The sequence below is a fragment of the Geodermatophilus tzadiensis genome (assembly GCF_003002915.1).
GTDB lineage: Bacteria > Actinomycetota > Actinomycetes > Mycobacteriales > Geodermatophilaceae > Geodermatophilus > Geodermatophilus tzadiensis.
Window position 1 is genome coordinate 229,449 of the sequence record NZ_PVTG01000003.1, and the last position, 25,348, is coordinate 254,796.

Here is a 25,348-nt window from a genome sequence, read left to right on the forward strand (position 1 = left end):
GCCCTGCTGCCGGGTGTAGACGGGTGCCAGTTCGTGGGCCACCCGGCGACCCTGCGGGCGCCCGCGGCTGCGGTGGTCGCGGCGTCGACGTCCGTGGACGGCGTGGCGCCCGGTGGACACCGGCCGCCGAGTGAGCAGTTGCTGCCGCTGTAACCGGCGTGCTCGACCGTGTCGGCGACCGCTACTGCCCACTCGGCGGCCGGAGGGCGTCAGCCGTCGAGGCGGGCCAGCTGCTCGGCGCTCAGCTCCAGGTCCGCCGCGGCGGCGGAGTCCTGGATGGACGCCGGCCGCGAGGCACCGGGGATCGGCACGACGACGTCGGCCTGGGCCAGGTGCCAGGCCAGCGTCACCCGGTACACCGAGACGCCGAGCTCCGCGGCCACCTCCGCGAAGGCCGGCGCGGTCGCGTCCAGCGACCCGGCCGCCGACACCCCGCCGAACGGGCTCCACGGGAGGAACGCCAGCCCGTGCGCCGCGCAGTGCGCCACCTCGTCGGCGGAGAAGCGCCAGCCGGGCGAGAACTGGTTCTGCACGCTCGCCAGCGCCGGGCCCACGATCGAGCGGGCGACGTCGATCTGCGCGACGTCGGCGTTGGAGATGCCCACCATCTGCACCAGGCCGTCGTCGGCGAGCTGCCGCAGGGCGCCCATCGAGTCCGCCCAGGGCGTGCCCGGGTCGGGCCGGTGGAACTGGTAGAGCCCGATGGCGTCCACGCCCAGCCGCCGCAACGAGGCCTCGCAGGCCCGCCGCAGGTGGGCCGGCGACCCGTCGAGCAGCCAGTCGCTGCCCTGGCGGGTGTGCCCGCCCTTGGTCGCCACCAGCACGTCCGAGGCGCCGTAGGAGGCCAGCGCCTCGGCCACGAGCGACTCGTTGTGCCCGAACTCCGACTCGTCGGCGGCGTACGCGTCGGCGGTGTCGATCAGGGTGACGCCGGCGTCCAGCGCGGCGTGCACGGTGGCGACGGCGTCCTCGCGGGACGGCCGGTCGGTCTTGGTGGACAGGGGCATCGCCCCGAGCCCGATGGCGCTGACGGGACGGTCTCCGATGCGTCGCTGCTGCACGGGGCTGTCGTGCCCCGCGGGTAGCGTCGCTACCCGTGACGTCCCTGTTCGACGAGCCGGTGGAGGCCGGCGGCGAGGCCGTCGACCCGGGCTCGCCGCTGGCGGTGCGGATGCGCCCGCACTCGCTCGACGAGGTCGTCGGCCAGTCGCACCTGCTCGGCCCCCGGGCGCCGCTGCGCCGCCTGGTCGAGGCCGACGAGCCGATGTCGCTGGTCCTCTACGGCCCCCCGGGCACCGGCAAGACGACGCTGGCGCACGTCATCTCGCTGGCCACCAAGCGGCAGTTCGTGCAGCTGTCGGCGCTCGACGCGGGCGTCAAGGAGGTCCGCGCGGTCATCTCGAGCGCCAAGCGGGAGCTCACCTACGCCGGACGGCGCACGGTGCTGTTCATCGACGAGGTGCACCGGTTCTCCAAGACCCAGCAGGACTCGCTGCTGTCGGCCGTCGAGGACCGGATCGTCAGCCTGATCGCCGCCACCACCGAGAACCCCTTCTTCTCCGTGGTCGGCCCGCTGCTCTCGCGCTCGCTGGTCCTGGCCCTGCAGCCACTGTCCGACGACGACGTCCGCGCGGTCCTGCGCCGGGCGCTGACCAGCGAGCGCGGCCTGGCCGGCGCGGTGACGCTCTCCGCCGAGGCCGAGGAGCACCTGGTCCGGGTCGCCGGCGGCGACGCCCGCAAGGCGCTGACCGCGCTGGAGTCCGGCGCCGGCGCCGCCCGCGCGGCCGGGGCGGCCGAGATCGACCTCGTCACCCTGGAGACGGCGGTCGCGCAGGCCGCCGTCCGCTACGACCGGCAGGGCGACGCGCACTACGACGTCGCCAGCGCGCTGATCAAGTCGATCCGCGGCAGCGACGTCGACGCCGCGCTGCACTACCTGGCGCGGATGGTCGTGGCGGGGGAGGACCCGCGCTTCATCGCGCGGCGGCTGGTGATCGCGGCGAGCGAGGACATCGGGATGGCCGACCCCACGGCGCTGCAGACGGCGGTCGCCGCGGCCGACGCGGTCGCCTTCATCGGCATGCCCGAGGGGCACTTCCCGCTGGCGCAGGCCGTCGTCCACCTGGCCACCGCACCGAAGTCCAACGCGGTCACCGTGGCGATCGGCGAGTCGGTGGCCGACGTGCGCTCGGGCCTGGCCGGGCCGGTGCCCCCGGGGTTGCGCGACGCGCACTACGCGGGGGCGGAGAAGCTCGGCCACGGGAAGACCTACGTGTACCCGCACGACGCGCCCGAGGGGATCGTGCCGCAGCAGTACCCGCCCGACGCGCTGGTCGGGCGCGACTACTACCGGCCCACCGGCCGGGGCGCGGAGGCCGGGATCGGGGCGCGGCTGGCGAAGCTGCGGGCCATCCTCCGGCGCGTCCGCTGACCGCGGAGGGCCGCGACTACTGTGACCACGCCGGTCGTGCCGACCGGTCGCACGACGAGACGAGGAGACGCCGCGTGTCCGCAGGAGAGTGGGCCGGACTGATCGCCGCCCTGGCGCTGGTGCTGCTGGTGGTGCTGCTGGCCGTCCCGCTGCTCAAGCTGGGGCGGACGCTGGACGAGACCACGCTGACCATCCGGCAGGTGCGCGAGCAGAGCCAGCCGATCCTGGGCCAGGCCCAGACCACGATCGCCCAGGTCAACAGCAACCTCGAGCGGGTCGACGACATCACCGGCAACGCGGCCAACGTGTCGAGCAACGTCGCGGCCCTGACCAGCGTCGTGGCCGCCACCGTCGGCAGCCCGCTGATCAAGGTCGCGGCGTTCAGCTACGGCGTGCGCAGCGCGACCAGGAAGCGCCGCGAGGGCCAGGCCATCGCCGAGGCCGCCGCCCGTGACAAGACCGCGCGCCGCGAGCGCCGTGCCGCCCGGCGGGCCGCCTGATGCGCCGGCTGTTCTGGCTGGCCATGGGCATCACCATCGGCGCCCTCGTCGTCCGCAAGGTGTCCCGCGCCGCCGAGCGGATGACGCCGGCCGGGATCGGCGCCTCGATCGCCGAGGGCCTGCGCGACCTCGCCGACGCCATCGGCGACTTCGGTGCCGACGTCCGCGCCGCCGCCGCGGCCCGCGAGGAGGAGCTGCGCAGCGGCACCGGCCTCGACGCGCCGCTGCCCGAGCGCGACCAGGCACAGCTGCCCGGGGGGATGCTCCCCGGGCGCACCGGGCGGCACGGCGCCTGACCCGCCGACCGCTGACCTCCCGGCGACCGCGCGCCGACCGCGCCGCCGCCACCGCCCGCAGGAGACCCGAGCACTGATGCAGACCGCCGAGATCCGCCGCCGCTTCCTGCAGCACTTCGAGCAGCGCGGCCACACCGTCGTCCCCAGCGCCTCGCTGGTCTCGCCCGACCCCTCGCTGCTGTTCACCGTCGCCGGGATGGTGCCCTTCATCCCGTACCTCACCGGCCGTGAGCCCGCGCCCTTCCCGCGGGCCACCAGCGTGCAGAAGTGCGTGCGCACCCTCGACATCGAGGAGGTGGGCAAGACCACCCGGCACGGCACGTTCTTCCAGATGAACGGCAACTTCTCCTTCGGCGACTACTTCAAGGACGGCGCCGTCCAGCACGCCTGGGAGCTGGTGACCGGAGCGGTGGCCGACGGCGGGCTGGGCTTCGACCCCGACCGGATCTGGGTGACCGTCTACCTCGACGACGACGAGGCCGCCGACGCCTGGCACCGCATCGCCGGGCTGCCGAAGGACCGCATCCAGCGGCTGGGCAAGAAGGACAACTACTGGCACACCGGCGCCGACGGCCCCGGTGGCCCGTGCTCGGAGATCTACTTCGACCGCGGCCCGGAGTTCGGCCCGGACGGCGGCCCGCTGGTCGACACCGCCGGCGACCGGTTCCTCGAGATCTGGAACCTCGTCTTCATGCAGTACGAGCTCACCGACGTCCGGAGCAAGGAGGACTTCCGGGTCGTCGGCGAGCTGCCGAAGAAGAACATCGACACCGGCATGGGCCTGGAGCGGGTGGCCTACCTGCTGCAGGGCGTCGACAACATGTACGAGATCGACGAGGTGGCCCCGGTGCTGCGCCGCGGCGCCGAGCTCGCCGGGGTGACGTACGGCAAGGACCACGAGGCCGACGTGCGGCTGCGCGTGGTCGCCGACCACGTCCGCAGCGGCCTGATGCTCATCGGCGACGGCGTCACCCCCGGCAACGAGGGCCGCGGCTACATCCTGCGCCGGCTGCTGCGCCGCGCCGTCCGGTCCATGCGGCTGCTCGGCGTCGACACCGCCACGCTGCCCGAGTTGCTGCCGGTGTCCCGCGACGCGATGAGCGCCAGCTACCCGGAGCTGGCCACCGACTTCGACCGGATCGCCGCGGTCGCCTACGCCGAGGAGGAGGCGTTCCGCCGCACGCTGTCCTCGGGGACGGCGCTGTTCGACACCGCCGTCCGCGAGGCCAAGGCCGCCGGCACCCCCGCGCTGTCCGGCGAGCAGGCCTTCTCGCTGCACGACACCTACGGGTTCCCCATCGACGTCACCCTCGAGATGGCCGCCGAGCAGGGCGTGACCGTCGACGAGGCGGGCTTCCGCGCGCTCATGCAGCAGCAGCGCGACCGGGCCCGCGCCGACGCCCGCGCCAAGCGCACCGGCTCGGTCGACGTCCTGGCCTACCGCCGGCTGCTCGCCGAGCACGGTCCCACCGACTGGCGGGCCTACGACACCCTGCGCACCGACTCCCGCGTGCTGGGCGTCGTGTCCGAGCTCGACGGCGAGGACGGCGGCGCGGCCGAGGCCCGGGCGGGCGAGATCGTGCGCGTCGTCCTCGACCGCACGCCGTTCTACGCCGAGTCCGGCGGCCAGGTGGCCGACGCCGGCACGCTGACCTGGGACGGCGGCCGCGCCGAGGTGCTCGACGTGCAGCGCCCGGTCAAGGGGCTGGTCGTGCACCAGGTGCGGGTGCTCGAGGGGGCGCTGGCGCAGGGCGCGGAGCTGGCCGCCGAGGTCGACCGCGAGTGGCGGCTGTCGGCCTGCCAGGCGCACTCGGGCACCCACGTCGTGCACGCGGCGCTCCGCCAGGTGCTCGGCCCGCAGGCGCTGCAGTCCGGCTCCTACAACCGCCCCGGCTACCTGCGGCTGGACTTCGCCTGGCAGGGCGCGCTCACCCACCAGCAGCGCGCCGACGTCGAGGACGTCGCCAACGCCGCCGTCCGCGCCGACCACCGGGTCAGCGCCCGCTACATGACGCTGCCCGAGGCGCAGGCCATCGGGGCGCTGGCGCTGTTCGGCGAGACCTACGGCGAGCAGGTGCGCGTCGTGGAGATCGGCGGGCCGTGGTCGCGCGAGCTCTGTGGTGGCACGCACGTCGCGGGATCGGCGCAGATCGGCACGCTGGCGCTGACCGGCGAGTCGTCGGTCGGGTCGGGGTCACGCCGCGTGGAGGCCGTCGTCGGCCTGGAGGGCTTCCGCTACCTGGCCCGCGAGCGCGACCTGGTCCGCCAGCTCGGCGAGCTGCTCAAGTCGCCCACCGACGGCCTGCTCGACCGGGTCGGCGGCATCCTGTCCCGGCTGCGCGAGACCGACCGCGAGATCGCCGAGCTGCGCGCCGCCCAGACGAAGGCGGCGGCCGGGCAGCTGGCCGCCGACGCCCGCGACGTCGACGGCGTCGCCGTCGTCACCGCCGCGCCCGCGGGGCTGGCCGGCGGCGACCTGCGCACCCTGGCCCTCGACGTCCGCGGGCGGCTGGGCGAGCGCCCGGGTGTCGTCTTGCTCGCCTCGGAGGCCGGGGGCAAGGTGGCTGTGGTCGCCGCACTGACCCCGGCCGCGCAGGCGCGCGGTCTCTCGGCGGGGGACCTGGTGAAGACGGTCACCCCGCTGGTGGGCGGCCGCGGCGGCGGCAAGGCCGACGTCGCGCAGGGCGGCGGCACGGACGCCAGCGGCATCCCCGCCGCTCTCCAGGCGGGCGAACAGGCGGTCGCGACCGCCGCAGGGAGGTGACCGGAGTGCCCGAGCAGCGCCCCGACGAGACCGGCGACGTGAGCGAGCGGCGCCAGCAGGGCCGTCCGGCGGTGCCGCCGTCGCGCCCGCGGCGGACGCCGCCGCAGCAGCCGGTGCACCACCCGACCGAGCAGATCGACCTGCGCGCGGGGTTCCCGCCGGTGTCCAACGAGACCACCGAGATCGACCTCTCCCAGGGCCTGCCCGCCGGTCTGCCGCTGCCCCCGCGGCGGACCCGCCAGGGACGGCGGCTGGGCATCGACGTCGGCACGGTGCGGATCGGCGTCGCGCTGTCGGACCCGACCGGCACGCTGGCCAGCCCGCTGGAGACCGTCGAGCGCCGCCGTGACGGCGGCGACCTCGACCGGATCGCCGCGCTCGTGGTGGAGCACGAGGTGACAGAGGTGATCGTGGGGGAGCCGAGGCACCTCTCGGGTGCGTCGGGCGCCTCCGCACGGGAGGCGCGTGCCTACTCTCGGTCACTCGCCGGGCGCATCGGCAGCGTGCCCGTGCACCTCGTCGACGAGAGGCTCTCCACCGTGACCGCAGCCAGTTCCCTGCGCGCGAACGGGCTCGACAGCCGTGCCCAGCGCCCCGTGATCGACCAGGCCGCCGCCGTGGTCATCCTCCAGGCCTATCTGGACGCCCAGCGGGGGCGCTCGTGAACGGTCCGGTCCCGCCGTACGGGCGGGGCCGGCACGCGGGATCCGACGTCCTCGGCGCCACCGGTCAGGCCGGCGCCTGGTACGGCAACCGGGCCGCCGACGTCCCGCGCACGACGCAGCTGCCCCTGGGACCGGTGCCCGGCCAGTCCGGGCGCGGGGCCGGGCTGCTCGACCGCTCCCCGTCGCTCAGCGGCCGGCACTCCGCTCCCAGCGACGGTGACGACCGCACCGGCCCGCTGCCCGGCGGGCAGCGCTCGCCGTCGCCGGCGCCCGGCCTCCCGCCGCGCCCGCCGGGGGCCTGGTCCAAGCTGCCCCGCCGCTCCGAGGGCGACACCGCGCACATCGACGACGGCGGGCACGCCGACACCGCGCACATCGAGGCCGTCGACGCCCCCGCGCAGGCGCCGCGGGCCACCGACGCGCACGCCGACCACGACGAGCCCTGGGACGACGAGGACGCCACCGGCGGCCTCGACGTCGTCGGCGGCGGCCGGCCCGAGGAACGCCGGCGCCGCGGGCGCCGGGCCCGCCGGGCCGCCGCCCGCGACGCGCACGACGACGGGTCCCACGACGAGTACCACGACGACGGGCACCCGCACGACGAGCACCACGACGACCCGCTCGCCGCCCACCTCACCGGGCACGCCGACGACCACGGCGGCAGCCGGCGCGGCACGCGGAACGGGCGCCGCCGGCGGGCCCCGCTGGTCAACGTGCTCGTGCTGCTGGTCCTCGCCGGCCTCGTCGCCGGCATCGTCCTCGGCGGGCGGGCGCTCATCGGCCTGGTCAACCCCGAGGCGCAGGACTACGCAGGCGCGGGCACCGGCACCGTCGAGGTCCGCATCGGCGGCGGCGACACCCTCAGCGACATCGCCCGCACGCTGGTCGACCAGGACGTCATCGCCTCCGCCGAGCCGTTCGTGGAGGCCGCCGAGGCCGACCCCGCCTCGATGGGCATCCAGCCCGGCGTCTACTCGCTGCGCGCGCAGATGAGCGGCCAGGCGGCGCTGGACCTGCTGCTCGACCCGGAGAGCCGGCTCGTCTCGCGGGTCACCGTGCCCGAGGGCTTCACCCTCAGCGCCACCCTGCAGCGGGTCGCCGAGGCCACCGGCCTGCCGGTCGAGGAGGTGCAGGCGGCCGCTGCCGACACCGCCGCGCTGGGCCTGCCGGCCTACGCCAACGGCCAGCTCGAGGGCTTCCTCTTCCCGGCCACCTACGACGTCGAGCCCGGCGACACCCCCACCGACGTGCTGCGCGGCATGGTCGGCCGGTTCACCGAGGTCGCCACCGACCTGCAGCTCGAGCAGCGGGCCGCCGCGTCGGGCCGCTCGGTGTACGACGTGGTCGTCGTCGCCTCGATGATCCAGTCGGAGACCCGCCTGGACGAGGAGCGGGCGAACGTGGCGCAGGTCGTCTACAACCGGCTCGCGCAGGGCATCCCGCTCGGCATCGACGCCACGCTGGCGTACGGCCTGCAGAAGAACGGCAACGACCTCACCGTCACCGACCTGCAGACCGACAGCCCCTACAACACCCGCACGCGGGCCGGGCTGCCGCCGACCCCGATCAGCTCGCCGGGCGAGGCCAGCCTGGAGGCGGCGCTGGCGCCGAGCGCCGGGGACTTCCTCTACTACGTGCTCGAGTCCGAGGACGGCCGGCACTTCTTCACCGCCGACTACGCGCAGTTCCAGGCCGCGCGGCAGCGGTGCGCCGATGCCGGCCTCGGGTGCGGTGGCTGACCGGCCGGTGCCCGATCCGGACCTGCCCGGCCGGGCGGCCGTCCTCGGCCGCCCGGTCGCGCACTCCCTGTCGCCGCTGCTGCACCGCGCGGCCTACGCCGCCCTCGGCCTGACCGGCTGGACCTACGACCGGCTCGACCTCGGCCCCGAGGACCTGCCCGTGCTGCTGGCCGGCCTGGGCCCGGAGTGGCGCGGGTTCTCGGTGACCATGCCGTGCAAGCAGGCGGCGGTCGCGGTCGCCGACACCGTCGACCCGCTGCCGCGGCTGCTCGGTGCGGCCAACACCCTCGTGCACACCGGCGAGGGCTGGCGGGCGGAGAACACCGACGTCCACGGCGTCGGCATGGCGCTGCAGACCGGCGGCGTCGAGCGGGTCGCGCACGCGGCGATCGTCGGCGCCGGGGGGACGGCGGCCGCGGCGGCCGTGGCGCTGGCCGAGCTCGGCGCCGAGCACGTCGACGTCCTCGTCCGGGCGCCCGACCGCGCCGCCGACGTCGTCCGGGTGCTCGGCGCGCTCGGGGTGGAGGCCGCCGTCGCGCCGCTGGCGGCCGGGCCGGTCGAGGCGCCGGTGGTGGTCAGTACGGTGCCCATCGGCGCGCACCCCGACCTCGCCCGGTTGGAGTGGCGGGCGGGGCAGACGCTGCTCGACGTCCTCTACGCGCCGTGGCCCACGCCGCTGGCCGAGCGGGCGCACGCCGCCGGGACCGCGGTGATCAGCGGCATCGAGGTGCTGTTCTGGCAGGCCACCGTGCAGGTGGAGCTGCTGACCGGGCAGCCGGCGCCGATCGGCGCGATGCGGGCCGCGCTGGACGCCCGCTGACCCCGACCGTCCCGCCCGCGGTCCTGCTCGCGGCCGCGCTGCTGGTCGCGGCCGCGGCCGGCCCGCTGCTCGCCCGAACCGCCGTCCGCCTCGCCGCCCGGGACCCCGCCGCGCGGTCCGGCCGGGCCCGGGCCGTGCTCAGCGCCGTGGTCCTCGCCGTGCTGCTGTGCGGGGCGGTGCTGCTCACCGGCGCCCGCCCGGCGACGCTGGCGCTGGGCTGGGCCGCCGCGGCCGCCGTCGTCCTGGCGCAGGTCGACCTCGCCGTCCACCGGCTGCCCGACCGGGTCACCGTCCCGGCCGCCGCCGTCTGCGCCGCCGCGCTGCTGGCCGACGCCGCCGTCCTCGGCACCTGGCCGGCGCTGCTGCGGGCGCTGCTCGCCGCGGCCGCGGCCGGGGGCGTCGCGCTCCTGGCCGCGCTGGCCGCCCCGTCGGGTCTCGGCCTCGGCGACGTCAAGCTGCTCGCGCTCCTGGGGCTGGTGCTCGGCTGGGCCGGGTGGGGCGTGCTGCTGGCCGGCGTCTTCCTCGGCCTGCTCAGTGGCGCGGTGGTCTCGCTGGTCCTGGTGGCGTCCCGCCGGGCCGGGTGGCGCACCGCCCTGCCCTTCGGCCCGCCGCTGCTGCTCGGTGCGGTCCTCGCCCTGCTGATCGAGGGCCCGCTGGGGTGAGGACCGCCGCGCGATGATCAGGTGACCTGATCGTGGCGGCCCCCGCCGCGGGCGGTCGCCGCAGGGTCGGCTGGCACAATCCTCGGCATGTTGCGCTGGCTGACCGCCGGTGAGTCGCACGGCCAGCAGCTCACCGCCATCCTCGAGGGGCTGCCCGCCGGCGTGCAGGTGCAGACCGCCGACCTCGACGTCGACCTCGCCCGCCGCCGTCTCGGCCACGGCCGCGGTGCCCGGATGTCCTTCGAGCAGGACACCGTCACCCTCACCGGCGGCGTCCGGCACGGGCTCACCCAGGGCGGGCCGATCGCGGTGCAGGTCGGCAACACCGAGTGGCCCAAGTGGCAGACGGTCATGGCCGCCGACCCGGTCGACCCGGAGGTGCTCGCCGGCCAGGCGCGCAACGCCCCGCTGACCCGCCCGCGTCCCGGCCACGCCGACCTCGCCGGCATGCAGAAGTACGGCTTCGACGACGCCCGCCCGGTGCTCGAGCGCGCCAGTGCCCGCGAGACCGCCGCCCGCGTCGCCCTCGGCGCGGTCGCCAAGGCGTTCCTCCGCCAGGCGCTGGGCGTCGAGGTGGTCAGCCACGTCGTGGGCATCGGCCCGGTCACCGTCCCCGACGGCGTGCTGCCCGGCCCGCAGGACAACCCGCGCATCGACGAGGACCCGGTGCGCTGCGCCGACCCGGCCACCAGCGAGGTGATGGTGGCCGAGGTCGACGACGCCCGGAAGAACGGCGACACCCTCGGCGGGGTCGTCGAGGTCGTCGTCCACGGCCTGCCGCCGGGCCTGGGCAGCCACGTGCACTGGGACCGCCGGCTCGACTCCCGCCTGGCCGCCGCGCTCATGGGCGTGCAGTCGGTCAAGGCGGTCGAGGTCGGCGACGGCCTGGAGACCGCCCGCCGCCGCGGCTCGGTCGCCCACGACGAGATCGTCAGCACCGACGGCCGGCTCCGGCGGGTCACCGACCGCGCCGGTGGCATCGAGGGCGGCATGACCAACGGCGAGGTGCTGCGGGTGCGCGCCGCGATGAAGCCGATCTCCACCGTGCCGCGCGCGCTGGCCACCGTCGACGTCGCCACCGGGGACGCCGCCGTGGCCATCAACCAGCGCAGCGACGCCTGCGCGGTGCCCCGCGGGTCGGTGGTGATGGAGGCGATGGTCGCCCTCACCCTCGCCGACGCCGCGCTGGAGAAGTTCGGCGGCGACTCGGTGGCCGAGACCCGCCGCAACGCCCAGGCCTACCTCGACGCCCTCCCGTACCGGTGAGCGCGCCGCTGCTGGTCCTCGTCGGCCCGCCCGCGTCGGGCAAGACCACCGTCGGGACGGCGGTCGCGGCCGCCCTGGGCCTGCCCTTCCGCGACACCGACGCCGACGTCGAGGCCGCCGCCGGCACCACCGTCGCCGACCTGTTCGTCAGCTCCGGCGAGCCGCACTTCCGCGCACTGGAGGAGCAGGCGGTGGCCCGGGCGCTGGCCGAGCACGACGGCGTGCTGGCCCTCGGCGGCGGCGCGGTGCTCAGCGCGGGCAGCCGGGCACTGCTGGTGGCCTACGGCCGGGCCGGCGGCACCGTCGTCCACCTCGACGTCGACCTGCCCTCGGCGGCCCGCCGCGCCGGGCTCGCCCGTGACCGCCCGATCCTCGGGGTCAACCCGCGGGCGATGCTGCGCACCCTGCTCGAGCATCGGGCGCCGCTCTACGCCGAGGTGGCCACCGTGGTGGTGCCCACCGGCGGCCGCGACCCGCAGGACGTCGTCGCCGAGGTGCTGGCCGCGCTGCCCGCCGGGGCCGACGCGTGAGGCGGGTGACCGTCGCCGGGGAGCAGCCCTACGAGGTCGTGATCGGCCCCGGCGCGCAGGCCAAGCTCGCCCTCCTGCTGGCCGGCACCGCGCGGGCCGCCGTCGTGCACGCCCCGCCGCTGGCCGCGCTCGCCGGGGCCGCCGTCGAGACGCTGCAGACCGCCGGGGTCGCCGCCGAGGCCGTCGTCGTCCCCGACGGGGAGGCGGCCAAGACCGCCGAGGTCGCGGCCCGCGTGTGGGACGAGCTCGGCCGGCTCGGGCTCACCCGCTCCGACGCCGTCGTGGGCGTCGGCGGGGGAGCGGTCACCGACCTCGCCGGGTTCGTCGCGGCCACCTGGCTGCGCGGCGTCCGCGTGGTGCAGGTGCCCACCAGCGTGCTCGGCATGGTCGACGCCGCGGTCGGCGGCAAGACCGGCATCAACACCGCCGCCGGCAAGAACCTCGTCGGCGCGTTCCACCCGCCGGCCGGCGTGCTCGCCGACACCGACGTGCTCGCCGGGCTCCCGGAGGCGGAGTTCCGGTCCGGCATGGCCGAGGTGGTCAAGTGCGGCCTCATCGCCGACGCCGGCATCCTCGACCTGCTCACCGCCGACCCCACCGGCCGCCGCGACACCGAGGAGCTCATCGAGCGCAGCGTGGCAGTGAAGGCCGCGGCCGTGGGGGAGGACCTCCACGACACCGGGGTGCGCGAGTTCCTCAACTACGGGCACACGCTCGGGCACGCGATCGAGCGGGTCGAGGACTTCGGCTGGCGGCACGGCGAGGCGGTCGCCGTCGGGCTGGTGTTCGCCGCCGAGCTGGCCGGGCAGGCGGGGCTGCTGACCCCCGCCGAGGTCGACCGGCACCGCTCGCTCGTCGCGGCGATGGGCCTGCCCACCCGCTACCGCGGCGACTGGGCCGCGCTGCAGGCGGTGATGCGCAGGGACAAGAAGAAGGCCTCGGACGGGCGGCAGCGGTTCGTCGTCCTCGACGGCCTGGGCAACCCGCGCATCCTCGCCGACCCCGACCAGGCCTGGCTCGACGCGGCGTGGGCCGCAGTCTCGGAGGACCCAGCGTGACCGTCCAGGTGCTCAACGGCGCCAACCTCGGCCGGCTCGGGACGCGCGAGCCGGAGAAGTACGGGACGACGACGTACGCGATGCTCGTCGCGCTGGTCGAGGAGACCGCGCGCACCCTCGGCGTGGCCGCGCGGGTGCGCCAGACCGACTCCGAGGGCGAGCTGCTCGGCTGGATCCACGAGGCCACCGACGCCGGCGACCCGATCATCATCAACCCGGGCGGCTGGTCGCACACCTCCGTGGTGCTGCACGACGCGCTGGCCGCCGTGCACGCCCCGGTCGTCGAGGTGCACATCACCAACATCCACCGGCGCGAGGAGTTCCGGCACCACTCCTACGTCTCGCGGGTGGCCGACGGCGTCATCGCCGGGCTGGGCGTGCAGGGCTACGAGCTGGCGCTGCGCTACCTGGCCGCGCGGGGCGCCCGATGAGTCGCGCGGCCGAGCGTCGGGAGCGGCTGCGGGCGACCGCGGCCGCGCGCGGCCTGGACGCCGTCCTCGTGACCACCCTGCTCAACGTGCGCTACCTGACCGGGTTCACCGGCTCCAACGGCGCGCTGCTGCTGCGCAGCGACGGGGCCGACGTCTTCGGCACCGACGGCCGCTACACCACCCAGGCCGGCACCCAGGTGCCCGACGTCGAGCTGCTCGTCGACCGGGCGACCGTGGCCGGGCTCGCCCGCGAGGCGGTGCGCGGCGGCGCGGGCCGGATCGGCTACGAGAGCCACGAGGTCACCGTCGACGGCCTCGGCCAGCTCGAGCGGGTGCTCGTCGACGCCGCCGCCGGCGCGACGGTGCCCGAGCTGGTCAGCGTCCGCCGGGCGGTCGAGGAGCTGCGCGCGGTCAAGGACGAGACGGAGGTCGAGGCGCTGCGCCGGGCCTGCGCGGTGGCCGACCGGGCGCTGGCCGAGCTGGCCGCCGAGGGGGCGCTGCGGCCCGGGCGCACCGAGCTGCAGGTCGGCCGCGAGCTCGACGCCCGGATGCTGGCGCTGGGCGCCGAGGCGCCGTCGTTCGAGACGATCGTGGCCGCCGGCGCGAACTCGGCGATCCCGCACCACCGGCCCGACGGCACCGAGCTGCGCGGCGGCGACCTCCTCAAGCTGGACTTCGGCGCCACCGTCGACGGCTACCACTCCGACATGACCCGCACGCTGGTCCTCGGGCACGCCGCCGACTGGCAGCGGGAGGTGTACGCGCTCGTGGCCGAGGCCCAGGCGGCGGGGCGGGCGGCGCTGGCGGTCGGCGCCGACGTCGTCGCCGTCGACGCGGCCTCGCGCGACGTCATCGCCGCCGGCGGGCACGCCGAGCACTTCACCCACGGGCTGGGGCACGGCGTGGGCCTGGAGATCCACGAGGCGCCGGGCATCGGCCCGCTGGGCGCGGGTAGTCTGGCCGCCGGCATGGCCGTCACCGTGGAGCCAGGGGTCTACCTCCCCGGCCACGGCGGTGTCCGGATCGAGGACACGCTCGTCGTCACGGCGGACGCGCCCGAGTTGTTGACCCTCACGAGCAAGGAACTGCTGGTCCTCTAGATGGCTACCACCAACGACCTCAAGAACGGCATGGTCCTCAACCTCGACGGCCAGCTGTGGTCCGTCACCGAGTTCCAGCACGTCAAGCCCGGCAAGGGCGGCGCGTTCGTCCGGACGACGCTGAAGAACGTGCTCTCGGGCAAGGTCGTCGACAAGACCTTCAACGCCGGCACCAAGGTCGAGACCGCCACCGTCGACAAGCGGAACATGACGTACCTGTACAAGGACGGCACCGACTTCGTCTTCATGGACGGCGAGACGTTCGACCAGATCCACGTGCCGACCGACACCGTGGGCTCCGGCGCGGACTACCTGCTGGAGAACACCGAGGCCGTCGTCGCCGTCCACGAGGGCACGCCGCTGTACGTGGAGCTCCCGGTGACCATGGAGCTCGTCGTCGAGCACACCGACCCGGGCCTGCAGGGCGACCGCTCCACCGGCGGCACCAAGCCCGCCACCCTGGAGACCGGCGCGCAGATCAACGTGCCGCTGTTCGTCAACACCGGCGACAGGCTCAAGGTCGACACCCGCGACGGCCGGTACCTCGGCCGCGCCAACTGACGCCCACCCCGGTCCCGCACCGCTGACATGGCTGCCCGCACCAAGGCGCGCAAGCGCGCCGTCGACGTCCTCTACGAGGCCGACCTGCGCGGCGCCGACCCGGTGGAGCTGCTCCGCGAGCGCATCGCCGACCCCTCCCCGCCGGTGCCCGACCACGCGGTCCGGCTGGTGGAGGGCGTCGCGGCGCACGCCGAGCGCATCGACGAGCTGATCGGGCGGCACGCCCGGGGCTGGTCGCTCGAGCGGCTGCCCGACGTCGACCGGGCGATCCTGCGGATGGCCGTCTTCGAGTTGCTCTGGGCCGACGACGTGCCCGACGCGGTGGTCATCGACGAGGCGGTGGAGCTGGCCCGGGCACTGTCGACCGACGACTCGCCGGCCTACGTCAACGGCGTCCTCGGCGCCATCCTCGACGCCGAGGTGCCCACCTCCTCCTGACCGCGGTCAGGTCAGCGCCGCTCGACCGTCAGGGCCACGGTGTCCCGGGTGACGTCCGTGCAGACCAGCCGGAGTGAGTCGGTGGTGACCTCGTCGCCGCGGGCCAGCGTCACGTCGCGGCCGCCGACCCGCAGGGTGGCCCGGCCGTCGGTGATGGCGCCGAACGCGATCGTCGACGCCAGCACGTGGGCCCGGGCGCCGGCACCGCCGAGGGTGACCGAGCACGTGCTCCCCGAGCAGGACACCGCACTCAGCCGACCAGAACCCGCCACCGCGGACGACGACACCACGCGCGAGGAGCTGCTCGCGGCGGACGAGCTGCTCCCCGCCCAACCGCTGCTCCACGAGGAGAAGGAACTGGAGCAGGCGGTCACCAGCGCCAGTAACCCAGGGGCGAGCACGGCTGCGAGGGAACGGACGAGGCGTCCCATACGCCGAGGGCAGCACGGGCCCGGGTGCCTGCGCAAGAGCCCTGGTCACCGCCCCGGGGAGGATCGGTGGACGCGGTCACGGCCGTAGGTGAGCAGGCGCCGGGAGCAGTAGCCGGGACCGCAGGAGTACGGGGCCGGTCGGTGCGAGATACGTGTCGCCCACCGTTGTCGGGGTGTCGGGTACCGCCCGAGACTTCCGGGCGTCGTCCCCGGACCGCGGCCGGGGGCGGTGACCCGAGGCCAGGTGAGGGGCGCGGTGAGAACCGGCCGGAGTCCCGTCGCTGGCACTTCCCTGTCGGATCGGATCCCGAGGAGACCACCGTGTTCGAGGACCAGAAGATCGAGCTGCTGCCGGCGCGCACCACGATGAAGCGCGGCGGTGGCGGGGTCACCGTAGTCAACCAGAGCTTCAACTACGCCGAGGCGGTCGCCCTCAACGCAGGCAACGTCAACGTGGGCGGCGACCAGCTGAACGTCGCGGGCGCGGTCGCGCTGGCCGGCAGCAACGTGTTCATCGGCGGCTGACGAGGTCGCGCGACCGAGCACCTCGCACGCCAGCAGACCGGAGGGGCGGCCGCGTCGCGGCCGCCCCTCCTCGTGCGCGGCCGCCCTCCTGGACGTAGGTGGTCGACGGGCGCCGGCAGTGCCCGGGCGCGGTCCTGTCCGTGCGCCGGGGAGACGAGATAGGTGTCGCCCACCGTTGTCGGGGTGTCGGGCACCGCCCGAGACTTCCGGGCGTCGTCCCCGGACCGCGGCCGGGGGCGGTGACCCGAGGCCAGGTGAGGGACGCGGTGAGAACCGGCCGGAGTCCCGTCGCTGGCACTTCCCTGTCGGATCGGATCCCGAGGAGACCACCGTGTTCGAGGACCAGAAGATCGAGCTGCTGCCGGCGCGCACCACGATGAAGCGCGGCGGTGGCGGGTTCACCCTCATCAACCAGAGCGGCAACACCGCGGTCGCGGCCGCCGCCAACGTCGGCAACGTCAACCTCTTCGGCGACCAGGCCAACATCGCGGTGGCCGCAGCCGCCGCGGGCAGCAACATCTTCGTCGGCGGCTGATGACGGCTGCGCGGGACGCAGTCCCGCGTGCGACGGGAGGGGCGGTCGGCATCGGCCGCCCCTCCTGCCGTGTGTGGACCGGGCCGGCCCGGTGCCGTGCCGGCGAACGGAGTCCAGCCGTTACGGATACCACGCCGACCCGTGCGCCGGTGGCCTCGCCGTCCGGCGGTGCAGACCTCGGTGACGGCGGCCTAGGGGGTACGTGGCCGGGCCGGCCGGCCTCCGTACCCCGGCCGCGCGGGGTAGGGGAACGGGGCGGGCCCAGATAGGTGCCGCCCACCGTTGTCGCCCGGTCCTGACGAGCCAAGACTTCCGCCGTCGAGCCGGACCGCGGCCGGAATCGGCAGGTCACGGGGGCCAGTGGGTGGGTCCGGCGGCGATCGCTGGCGATCCTCCTCCCTGGTGGCCTCCACATCAGTACCGATCCTGAGGAGACACCGTGTTCGAGGACCAGAAGATCGAGCTGCTGCCGGCACGCACCACGATGAAGCGCGGCGGCGGCGGGAGGGTCGTCGCCCTCAACCAGGTGGGCAACGTGTCCATCGCGATCGCCGTCAACGCCGGCAACATCAACTTCGGCGGCACCCAGACCAACGTCGCCCAGGCCATCGCCCTCGCGGGCAGCAACGTCGGCGGCTGACGTCCCCGTGCCGGGAGGGGCGGTCCTGGTGGCCGCCCCTCCTGGCACACCCGGGCCCGCGCGCCCGGATCCCCGACGACCTCCCCAGGGACGGAGTTGACGAGCGTGGCGCAGGTCCTCGCTCCGGCGACCGAGAACGGGCACCGCCTGTACGGGCTGACCGCGGGCACCGAGTTGCTCGGGGAGTACCAGGACTCGGCCTACCAGGAGCCCAAGTACCTCATCCAGCGGGTCGACGGCCAGACGATGCAGCTGCCCCGGCTGCTGTACGGGGTGGCCTGCGCCCTCGACGGCCGCGACGCGCGGCGGATCGCCGAGACGGTCAACGCCGAGCTGGGCCAGGAACTCACCGAGGACGACGTGCGGTTCCTCGTCGAGGAGCGGCTGTACCCCGCGGGGATCGTCGCCGTCAGCACGGAGGGGCCGGACTCCGGCACCCTCCCGGACGCCGGCGCCCTCCCGGACAGCGGCACACCCGTGGACGGGAGGAGCCCGGACGGGGCGGCCGGTGGAGCCCAGCCGGTCGGTTCCGCGCCCGTCCCGATGCCGGTCCGCAACGACCTCCTCCTGGCCCTGCGCTACCGCGCCGGGGTGATCCCCGCCGGTGTTGCCGACCGGATCGGGCGCGTCCTCCAGCCGCTGTTCGCCCGGCCGGTGTGGACGGTCCTCGTGGCCGCCTTCGTGGCCGTCGACGTCACGATCATCGCCGGCGGCGACCTACTGGCGCAGTCCGTCGCCGGCGTCCAGGCGGTCGTCGAGCGCCCGTCCCTGCTGCTGGTGGTCCTCGGGATCACCGTGGTGACCGGGGCGATCCACGAGTTCGGCCACGTCACCGCCTGCCGCTACGGCGGCGCCCGCCCCGGCAACGTCGGGGTGGGCATCTACATCGTCTGGCCGGCCCTCTACAGCGACGTCACCGACAGCTACCGGCTCGGCCGGGTCGGGCGCCTGCGCACCGACCTCGGGGGTGTCTACTTCGACGCCATCAGCCTGGCCGTCCTGGGCCTGGTCTACCTCCGCACCGGTGAGCCCTGGCTCCTGCTCGCCCTCGTGGGGATGCACGTCGAGACGGCCTGGCAGTTCCTCCCGTCCATCCGGCTGGACGGCTACTACATCCTGGCCGACCTGGTGGGCGTCCCCGACCTCTTCGGCTACGTCAAGCCGGCGTTGCTCAGCGCGATCCCGGGCCGGCCGGTGCACCCGAGGGTGGCCGAGCTCAAGCCCCGCGCCCGCCGGACGGTGGTCCTCTGGGTCCTGCTGGTCGTCCCGACCCTGGTCCTGTGGCTGGTCCTGTTCCTCCTCGCCGCGCCCCGGCTGATCCCCGCAGCCTGGCGGTCACTGCAGGACTACCTGCAGGGTCTCGACGCCGCGGTTCGCGGTGGCGACGTCGTCACCACGTCGCTCGGCGTGTTCCAGGTGCTGCTCCTCGCGCTGCCCTGGGTCGGCACCGTGCTGATCCTGTGGATGCTGGTCGACGTCGTCCGGCAGAAGCGCCGCGCCCGCGGCGCCGCGAGCCGGATCAGCCCGGACACGGCAGCGACCCTGCGCCGCGTCGCGGCGCTGGTCGCGGTGGCGGCGGCCGGCTGCGCGCTGATCGCCCGGGTGGCCGCGGTCGCCGCCACCCGTCCGGCGACCGCTGAGGAGACGGCGCTGGCGGACGCCGCACTGGCCACCGTCCACGGCGTGACCGGCCCGCCGGTCGGGGCGGGGGAGTGGCTCGCGCACGCCCAGCTGACCCTCTACGCCACTGTGAGCGGCGCCTTCGAGGAGGCCACGCCCGTCGCCGCGGCGCGTGAGCTGTCCGTGCTGGCCACGGCCGTGCTGGTCGCCTGCCTGGTCGGCCTCGTCCTCCAGCACCGCCTGCGGCCGCTGGCCGTCGTCCTGCCGCTCGCGGCCGTGGCGGCCATGGGCCCGGCGGTGAGCGAGCTGGCCGCGGCCGGTCCGGCCGTCCTCGGGGCCGCGTGGACGGCGTTGGGGCTGGTCGTCCTGGGCCGGGCGCGCCACCTCGCCACCCGGGGCGCCGGCGTCCTCGCGGTCGTCGTGGGCGTGGTCACCGAGCCGCTGGTCGCCGTGCCGTTCGCCGTCGGCGCGGCGGTCGTGCTCGCCGCGGGTTCCCGGCCCTGGTCCCGGCTGCCGTGGTGGCCGGTGCGGGAGGACGCCGTCGCAGGACGCCACAGCCGCCTCCCCGCCACCGCCCCTCGGCACCGCCGTCCCGACGACGTCCGGCGGACCGCCCTGCGGTGGTCTGCGGCGGCCCTCCTGCTGGCCGTGGTCGGGATCGTCGCCGCGGTGGTCCCCGCGGGGCGGGTAGGGCGTCCGCTGGACCCGGCCGAGCGGACGGTCCTCGTGCTCGTGGCGGCGATCGTCGTGGTCACCGCGCTCGCGGTGCGGCGGATGCGCGTCCCCGCCGCGGGCACGGGGGCGCTGCTCGTCCTGGCCGTCCTGCCCTGGGAGGGAGCCGGCAGCGCCGCGGTGCTCGGTGTCGTCGCCACGGTCGTGCTGACGGCGGTGCTCGTCGACGGCGTGGTGCGCGTCCCCGTGCCGCAGCGGCCGCACCCCCTCCTGCGGGGGCTCGCCGTCGTCCCGGCCGTGGTGCTCGTCGTCGTCGGCGTGCTCTTCCAGCCCGGGCAGGCGGTCCCACTGCCGCATGCCGCGCTCGCCGACTGGCTGCGAGGACCAGAGGCGGGCCAGGGCACCGTGTCCGTCCCCGCACCGCTCTGGGGCGACCTCGTCAGTGACGGTGTGGCACCCGACCGGCTGGCCCGGGCCGGCTCCGGCGCCGCGGCGACCGCGGAGTGGACGGTCGAGGTGGGGGTCCCCCCGGCGGTGGGGACCCCGCAGGTCCGGTTCGGCACGGGGCCGTCGGCGCTGGTGGTCACGCGGTCGGCACACGCCGAGGAGCGCGAGCGTGAGGCCGAGGCCGAGGGCGCCGCGCGGGCGGCGGCTGCGCAGGAGGCGGCGGCCGCCGCGTTCGCGGCGCGGCAGGCGTACGGCGGCTCACTGGCGGGCAACCCCCGGCTTGAGGCCCCTGACGAGGTCCGCGCGGCCCTGCGGGACGGCGCGGTCGACGAGCAGGTGCTGGGAGCTCTGGCGGCCCTGACGGCCGGGCACGACCTGACCCTCGCCCCGGGCCCTGGTTGGGCCGGCCCGGACGCCGGGACGCCGTACCTCGACATCGAGATCACCCGGCTGGACGGCCTGTCGACCGGGTCGCCGGCCGTGGTCACCGCGCTGCGTGACCTGCTGACTGCCCTGCCACCGCGGTACGTGCCGGCGGAGATTGGGCAGGAGCCGGAGTGTCTCGTGCTCACGTGGGCGCCCGAGCCGGCCGCGGACACTCCGTCATCGGCGCGCGATCCGGAGTGAGGACCCGACGGGGGGAGCGGTGCGCAGCCGGCACCGTCCGGTGTCGAGGAACGAGAACGTCCAGTGGAGCCGGTGCCACGTCTACCGTCGGCGTCGGTGTCGGCGCCGGTCGACTCGGGGGGAAGCCATGAGCCAGGAGCACACGTCGGCGGGCCGGGAGGCCGCACGAGGACGGAGTCGGCCGGGTGCACCGGCCAGGAGGTGGTCGGCCCACTCCTCCGGCTGATGGAGCCCATCCTGTGGCCGCTCGTCGGGCGGGACGAGGAGTGCGCAGCCATCGCAGCAGCGCTGGACGCCGACCCGGCCCGCAGCGTCGTGATCGCCGGACCGGCGGGGGTCGGCCGCACGCGGCTGTTGCGTGAGGCGCTGACCATGGCCCGCCACCGCGGGCGGCCCACCCGCGCCGCTGCGGCGTCCCCCGCAGCGGCGGCCGTCCCCCTCGGCGCCCTGGCGCCGCTGCTGCCGACGATCGAGGCGGCGACCCCCGACCCCCTGCCGCTCCTCCAGCTGGCGGCCCAGGCCATCGCGGGGGACCGGACCGGACCCGCGCCGGTCCTGGGCGTGGACGACGCCCAGTTCCTCGACCCCCTGTCGGTGACGCTCCTGCACCAGGTGGCGGCGACCGGCGGGGTGACCCTGGTCCTGGCCGTGCGCACCCAGCCCCACCGTGTCGACCCCTCCTCGCAGCTGTGGAAGGACGAGCTGGCGACTCGGCTCGACGTGGCGCCGCTGGGACGAGACGACGCCAACCGCCTGGTCGCCGCAGTGCTGGAGGGAGACGTCGACAGTCGGACCTGCCAGCGGCTGTGGCGGCTCAGCGAGGGCCATCCGCAGTACCTGCGTGAGCTGCTGGAGGACGGGCTGCGGTCCGGGCGGCTGCACCGCCACCGGGCTCTGTGGCGGTGGGAGGGGGCCGTGGTCCCGTCCCCGCGCCTCGTGGAGATCGTCCTGGCCCAGCTCGGGGACCTCGAACCCGAGGAGTGGCGGGCGATGGAGGTGCTGGCCACCGCCGAGCCGACCAGCGTCCACGAGGTCGCCGAGTTCAGCAGCTTCGAGGCCGTCGCGTCGCTGCAGCGTCGAGGGCTGGTCGTCGACGCCGACACCGACCGGGACGGCGAGGTCCGGGCCGCCCACCCGCTGTTCACCGAGGTCGTCCGCCGTCGCGCTCCGGAGGCGGTGCTGCGGACCATCCGCCAGGGGTTGGCCGTCCGGGCGGCCGCCGGGTCCCCCGAGGAGTGGGTCCGCCGCGGTGCGCTGATGCTGGACGACGCCCTGCCCTCGCCCGATGCCGCCGTCCTCGCGACGGCCGCTCTGCGCGCCGCCGGGAGGCAGGAGTTCCCGCTGGCCGAGCGGCTCGCGCGGGCCGGCATCGCCGCCGGGGGCGGGGCGCAGGCGCACCTCGCGCTGGTCGAGGCGGCCTGGTGGCAGGGCCAGACGGCGCGCAGCGCCGAGCTGGCCCACCAGGCCGTGCTGGTGGCCGACTCGGACGAGGACCGGGCCCGGCTGGCGAGCATCGAGGTGCTCGTCCTCTTCTCCGGCCAGGGACGGGCCGACGACGCCGCCGCCGCGCTGCGTGCCGCCACCGCCACGATCACCTCGCCCGACGGGCGGGCGGTCCTCGCTGCGACCGAGGCGGTCCTGGCCTTTCTCGGCGGGGACCCCGCGGAGGCGGTGCGGCTCGGCTCCTCCGTGCTCGCGTCGGCGCCGACCGGGCTCGCCGAGCCCCTGGCGGCTGCCGCCACCGCGGCGGGTCTGGCGGTGACCGGCCGGACGGGTCGCGCCCTGAGCACCGTCCGGGCCGGGTGGGCGGCGCTCGAGGCCCTGCCGGCCGGCCGTGAACTGACCTTCGTGCGCGTCGCGCTGGCCCAGGCGGAGGTCCTGTCCCTGCACCTCGGCGGGCGGGTCGAGGAGCTGGAGCGCCGGACGGCCGAGCTGTACCGGCGCAACCTCGTCTCCCCGGAGTGGGCCGGGGACGCCATCGCCTGCCTGCACCGCGGCTGGGCCGCGCTGGCGGCCGGGCGACCTCGGGTGGCCCTGCGCTGGCTGCAGGAGGCCCTGTCCGGTCTCGAGGAGCAGGACCCGGCGGGCTTCCTCCCGTTGTGCACGGCGCTGACGGCCACGGCCCACGGGCAGGTCGGTGACCTCGAGGCGGCACGTTCCCTGGTCGAGGGGGAGACGGCGACGGCGACGGCGACGGCGACGGTCTTCCAGCCGTTCGCACGGCTGGCGGAGGCGTGGCTCGCGGCTGCTGAGGGACGGCGGTCCGACGCCGGGGCCCGGGCGCTGGACGCGGCCGGGATCGCCGCCGACCAGGGGCAGCCGGCCGTCGAGGCGGTGCTGCTGGCCAGCGCGCTGCAGTTCGGCCGGGCGCGCGAGGTCGTCGAGCGCGCAGAGCGGCTCGCCGGGCGGCTGGACTCCTCCCTGGTGGAGGCGGTGGCACAGTGGGCGCGCGCCGGCGTGCGATCGTCCGGCGACGAGCTCGACCGGGTCAGCCATCGCCTCCACGAGATCGGCGTGCTGATGTCCGCTGCCGGGGCTGCGGCCGAGGCGGCCGCGGCGCACGAGCGCATGGGGAACCGCCACGCCGCGGTCCTGTCCCGGTCGCGCGCGGAGACACTGACCCGGGCGTGCGGGCTGGTGCACGTCATCGGGCCTGACGACCGGCTCCCGCCGGGGCTCACCTCCCGTGAGGAGCAGGTGGCGCAGCTGGCGGCGCGAGGGCTGAGCAACCAGGACATCGCCGACGAGCTGGTGGTGTCCGTCCGCACGGTCGAGGCGCACCTCGCCCACGTCTACGCCAAACTGGGGATCACCGGCCGGACCGACCTGGGGGGCGCGCTGTCGTCGAGCGGGCCCCGTCACCGGTCGGCCCGGGCCCAAGGGCGGCCCGACGGGCGCAGCGCCAGGAGAGCGGGGCTGCACTCCGTCTGACCCGGCCGGCCTGCGGCGGCGCTGTCCTCGGTCGCCGGGTGGTCAGCCGCGGTGGCCGGCGGCCACCGCGGCCAGCATCGCGGCCATCCGTGCGCTGGAGTGCCTCCGGCGTGCCCGGCGCAGCGCCTCCCGGCGGCGGACGGCGAGCAGCAGGTCACGGTCGGGCAGGGCGACCGGCGGGGTCGTGCTCATGGGTGCTCCTCGCGTCAGTGCGCCGTCGACCGGCGCAGCCCGGACGCTAGGGGCACCCACCGACAGTTCCGCGCGCTCCGCAGCCGTCCGGTTGCTGCCGGTGAGACACGTCTGGCACGGTCGACGCCGTGGCGCGACGACACCGGCCCCGGGAGCCACGTGCCGGCGACGCGGACCCGGGTGAGCCGCCGACCGTCGTCTCGGGGGAGATCGACCACGGCTACGGCTTCCCGCTGGTCGACCGGTCACCAGGCGTCCTCGGGGTGGACGTGCTCGACGGCGAGCGTCTCGGCCTGAGCACCGGGCTCTCCGAGCGGCTGGCCGGCTGGGCGGCTCGGTGGGAGGTCCTGGCGGCGCGCGAGATCGACGGCGAGCCGGTCACCCCGGACGTCGAACGGCGGGAGCGGGCGCTGGCCGCCGACCAGCAGACGCTGCTGTACCGGGTGCGCGACGAGATCGGCGGGGCCGAGCTGCTCGTCGACGGGGTGCCGCTGCAGGAGTGGCGGCGACACCACCGGCGGTGAGAACCGCGGCCGCGACCGTGCGCCTGTCGGGCCAGCCGTCGTCCCGACGAGGCCGGTTCGCGCACACGACGTCGCCGGACGGACGCTCCGACCGCGCTGCGTGCACACGCCGTCGACGGCGCGGACCGGACACGGCGAGGCCCGCCCCGGCAGCAGCCGGAGCGGGCCTGGTGACCCGCCGGAGGGGTCCTCCGTCAGCGCGGGCCGCGGCGGCGGTCGCCCCAGCCCTCGTCCTCGTCGTCGGCCATCAGCGCGGCGCCGTCCATGCCGGGGTTGAGCACGCCCCACTCGATGAGCCGGGTGGTCAGCTCGTCGGGGCTCATGTCGTAGATGATCGCCAGCGACTTGAGGTCCTCGGCGCGGATGGACAGCACCTTGCCGTTGTAGTCGTGGCGCTGCGCCTGGATGGTCGAGGCGTAGCGGGCCAGCGGGCCGGCCTCGTCGGCGGGCAGCGAGCCCAGCGACTCCAGGTTCAGCACGATCTTCGTCGTCGACGTCACGGCCGACGACGGCCGCGGGTCGGGCAGCAGCTCCGACACCGGCACGCCGTAGAAGACCGCCAGCTCGGAGAGCCGCTGCACGGTCACCGCCCGGTCGCCGCGCTCGTAGGAGCCGACGACGACGGCTTTCCAGCGGCCGTGCGACTTGTCCTCCACACCCTGCAGGGAGAGGCCCTGCTGGTTGCGGATGGCGCGCAACCGGGCACCGAGGGCCCGCGAGTAGTCGGTGCTCATGAGTGTCCGCTCACTGTCCGTCGTGATCTGGTCATTGTCGTCACGCAGCGTACTGGGGAATCCGACGAGACGACAGCGGCCTCATCCTCTCGGCTCAACCGGGGACACCCGCTCCCACCTGCGGGACTGCGGCGGGCGACGACGGTCACACGACCGGGTGCAGTACCGTTCCCCCCGGTCCACCCACTCCTTTAACGACCCGTCCCGTG

General features: G+C 75.8%; 25 protein-coding genes. 21 read left to right on the forward strand and 4 right to left on the reverse strand.

Translation table 11 applies throughout. The features are described from left to right. Nucleotides 1-209 precede the first annotated feature (209 nt). Entirely contained in the window at nt 210-1,061 is an 852-nt protein-coding gene (locus tag LY71_RS06350) for an aldo/keto reductase (protein WP_106276104.1), read from the reverse strand. A 35-nt stretch (nt 1,062-1,096) separates the two neighbouring features. Here LY71_RS06350 and LY71_RS06355 point away from each other — a divergent pair, with 35 nt between their 5' ends. From LY71_RS06355 to nusB, 15 genes are all read left to right on the forward strand, one after another. Then, nucleotides 1,097-2,431 (forward strand): replication-associated recombination protein A, encoded by a 1,335-nt coding sequence (locus LY71_RS06355; protein WP_106276105.1) that lies wholly within the window; start codon nt 1,097-1,099, stop codon nt 2,429-2,431. Nucleotides 2,432-2,505: 74 nt separating this feature from the next. Beyond that, complete coding sequence (locus tag LY71_RS06360) at nt 2,506-2,931, forward strand: DUF948 domain-containing protein (RefSeq protein ID WP_106276106.1); 426 nt, start codon at nt 2,506-2,508, stop codon at nt 2,929-2,931. Then, the gene (locus LY71_RS06365) at nt 2,931-3,227 is read left to right on the forward strand and encodes a hypothetical protein (RefSeq protein WP_091367106.1); all 297 of its coding nucleotides are present in this window, start codon (nt 2,931-2,933) and stop codon (nt 3,225-3,227) included. The genes LY71_RS06360 and LY71_RS06365 overlap by 1 nt, the downstream gene beginning before the upstream one ends. Before the next feature lie 76 nt (nt 3,228-3,303). Then, nucleotides 3,304-5,991 carry an alanine--tRNA ligase gene (alaS, locus tag LY71_RS06370; protein ID WP_106276107.1) on the forward strand — a complete coding sequence of 896 codons (2,688 nt, stop codon included), beginning with the start codon at nt 3,304-3,306 and terminating at the stop codon, nt 5,989-5,991. Nucleotides 5,992-5,996: 5 nt separating this feature from the next. After that, nucleotides 5,997-6,656: a Holliday junction resolvase RuvX gene (ruvX, locus tag LY71_RS06375; RefSeq protein ID WP_211297173.1), complete on the forward strand. Its 660-nt coding sequence runs from the start codon at nt 5,997-5,999 to the stop codon at nt 6,654-6,656. Continuing rightward, nucleotides 6,653-8,395 carry an endolytic transglycosylase MltG gene (gene mltG, locus LY71_RS06380; protein WP_106276108.1) on the forward strand — a complete coding sequence of 581 codons (1,743 nt, stop codon included), beginning with the start codon at nt 6,653-6,655 and terminating at the stop codon, nt 8,393-8,395. The genes ruvX and mltG overlap by 4 nt, the downstream gene beginning before the upstream one ends. A 7-nt stretch (nt 8,396-8,402) precedes the next feature. Beyond that, the gene (locus LY71_RS06385; RefSeq protein ID WP_245887711.1) at nt 8,403-9,215 is read left to right on the forward strand and encodes a shikimate dehydrogenase; all 813 of its coding nucleotides are present in this window, start codon (nt 8,403-8,405) and stop codon (nt 9,213-9,215) included. A gap of 134 nt (nt 9,216-9,349) precedes the next feature. Continuing rightward, nucleotides 9,350-9,877: a prepilin peptidase gene (locus LY71_RS06390; RefSeq protein WP_245887712.1), complete on the forward strand. Its 528-nt coding sequence runs from the start codon at nt 9,350-9,352 to the stop codon at nt 9,875-9,877. A gap of 87 nt (nt 9,878-9,964) precedes the next feature. Then, a complete protein-coding gene (aroC, locus tag LY71_RS06395; protein ID WP_106276110.1) occupies nt 9,965-11,143 on the forward strand; it encodes a chorismate synthase in 1,179 nt (392 codons plus the stop codon). Then, on the forward strand, nt 11,140-11,673 hold the full coding sequence (locus LY71_RS06400; protein ID WP_106276111.1) for a shikimate kinase: 534 nt from the start codon (nt 11,140-11,142) through the stop codon (nt 11,671-11,673). The genes aroC and LY71_RS06400 overlap by 4 nt, the downstream gene beginning before the upstream one ends. Beyond that, nucleotides 11,670-12,731: a 3-dehydroquinate synthase gene (gene aroB, locus LY71_RS06405; protein WP_106276112.1), complete on the forward strand. Its 1,062-nt coding sequence runs from the start codon at nt 11,670-11,672 to the stop codon at nt 12,729-12,731. The genes LY71_RS06400 and aroB overlap by 4 nt, the downstream gene beginning before the upstream one ends. Beyond that, complete coding sequence (gene aroQ / locus LY71_RS06410) at nt 12,728-13,162, forward strand: type II 3-dehydroquinate dehydratase (protein ID WP_106276113.1); 435 nt, start codon at nt 12,728-12,730, stop codon at nt 13,160-13,162. The genes aroB and aroQ overlap by 4 nt, the downstream gene beginning before the upstream one ends. Beyond that, entirely contained in the window at nt 13,159-14,262 is a 1,104-nt protein-coding gene (locus tag LY71_RS06415; RefSeq protein WP_106276114.1) for a M24 family metallopeptidase, read from the forward strand. Before aroQ ends, LY71_RS06415 begins: the two co-directional genes overlap by 4 nt. Next, complete coding sequence (gene efp, locus LY71_RS06420; protein WP_106276115.1) at nt 14,263-14,823, forward strand: elongation factor P; 561 nt, start codon at nt 14,263-14,265, stop codon at nt 14,821-14,823. Nucleotides 14,824-14,850: 27 nt separating this feature from the next. Beyond that, nucleotides 14,851-15,261, forward strand: a complete 411-nt coding sequence (nusB, locus tag LY71_RS06425) for a transcription antitermination factor NusB (RefSeq protein WP_106276116.1) — start codon at nt 14,851-14,853, stop codon at nt 15,259-15,261. Between the two features lie 11 nt (nt 15,262-15,272). On the opposite strand, the gene LY71_RS06430 is transcribed toward nusB, so the two are convergent. After that, a complete protein-coding gene (locus LY71_RS06430) occupies nt 15,273-15,506 on the reverse strand; it encodes a hypothetical protein (protein ID WP_106276117.1) in 234 nt (77 codons plus the stop codon). A 507-nt stretch (nt 15,507-16,013) separates the two neighbouring features. Between LY71_RS06430 and LY71_RS06435 the strand changes: the two genes are divergently transcribed. From LY71_RS06435 to LY71_RS06455, 5 genes are all read left to right on the forward strand, one after another. Beyond that, nucleotides 16,014-16,217: a hypothetical protein gene (locus LY71_RS06435; RefSeq protein WP_106276118.1), complete on the forward strand. Its 204-nt coding sequence runs from the start codon at nt 16,014-16,016 to the stop codon at nt 16,215-16,217. A 331-nt stretch (nt 16,218-16,548) separates the two neighbouring features. Continuing rightward, nucleotides 16,549-16,752 carry a hypothetical protein gene (locus LY71_RS06440; RefSeq protein ID WP_106276119.1) on the forward strand — a complete coding sequence of 68 codons (204 nt, stop codon included), beginning with the start codon at nt 16,549-16,551 and terminating at the stop codon, nt 16,750-16,752. A 439-nt stretch (nt 16,753-17,191) separates the two neighbouring features. Further along, entirely contained in the window at nt 17,192-17,392 is a 201-nt protein-coding gene (locus tag LY71_RS06445) for a hypothetical protein (RefSeq protein ID WP_106276120.1), read from the forward strand. A gap of 105 nt (nt 17,393-17,497) precedes the next feature. Beyond that, nucleotides 17,498-20,758: a hypothetical protein gene (locus LY71_RS06450; RefSeq protein WP_106276121.1), complete on the forward strand. Its 3,261-nt coding sequence runs from the start codon at nt 17,498-17,500 to the stop codon at nt 20,756-20,758. Nucleotides 20,759-20,959: 201 nt separating this feature from the next. Further along, nucleotides 20,960-23,689: a helix-turn-helix transcriptional regulator gene (locus tag LY71_RS06455; RefSeq protein ID WP_106276122.1), complete on the forward strand. Its 2,730-nt coding sequence runs from the start codon at nt 20,960-20,962 to the stop codon at nt 23,687-23,689. 42 nt (nt 23,690-23,731) lie between these two features. Here LY71_RS06455 and LY71_RS23350 read toward each other — a convergent pair whose 3' ends face one another. Next, nucleotides 23,732-23,881 carry a hypothetical protein gene (locus tag LY71_RS23350; RefSeq protein ID WP_170121240.1) on the reverse strand — a complete coding sequence of 50 codons (150 nt, stop codon included), beginning with the start codon at nt 23,879-23,881 and terminating at the stop codon, nt 23,732-23,734. A 128-nt stretch (nt 23,882-24,009) separates the two neighbouring features. Between LY71_RS23350 and LY71_RS06460 the strand changes: the two genes are divergently transcribed. Next, nucleotides 24,010-24,405, forward strand: coding sequence for a hypothetical protein (locus tag LY71_RS06460; RefSeq protein ID WP_106276123.1), 396 nt, complete (start codon nt 24,010-24,012; stop codon nt 24,403-24,405). Nucleotides 24,406-24,599: 194 nt separating this feature from the next. Here LY71_RS06460 and bldD read toward each other — a convergent pair whose 3' ends face one another. After that, a complete protein-coding gene (bldD, locus tag LY71_RS06465; protein WP_091110675.1) occupies nt 24,600-25,139 on the reverse strand; it encodes a transcriptional regulator BldD in 540 nt (179 codons plus the stop codon). Between the last annotated feature and the right edge of the window lie 209 nt (nt 25,140-25,348).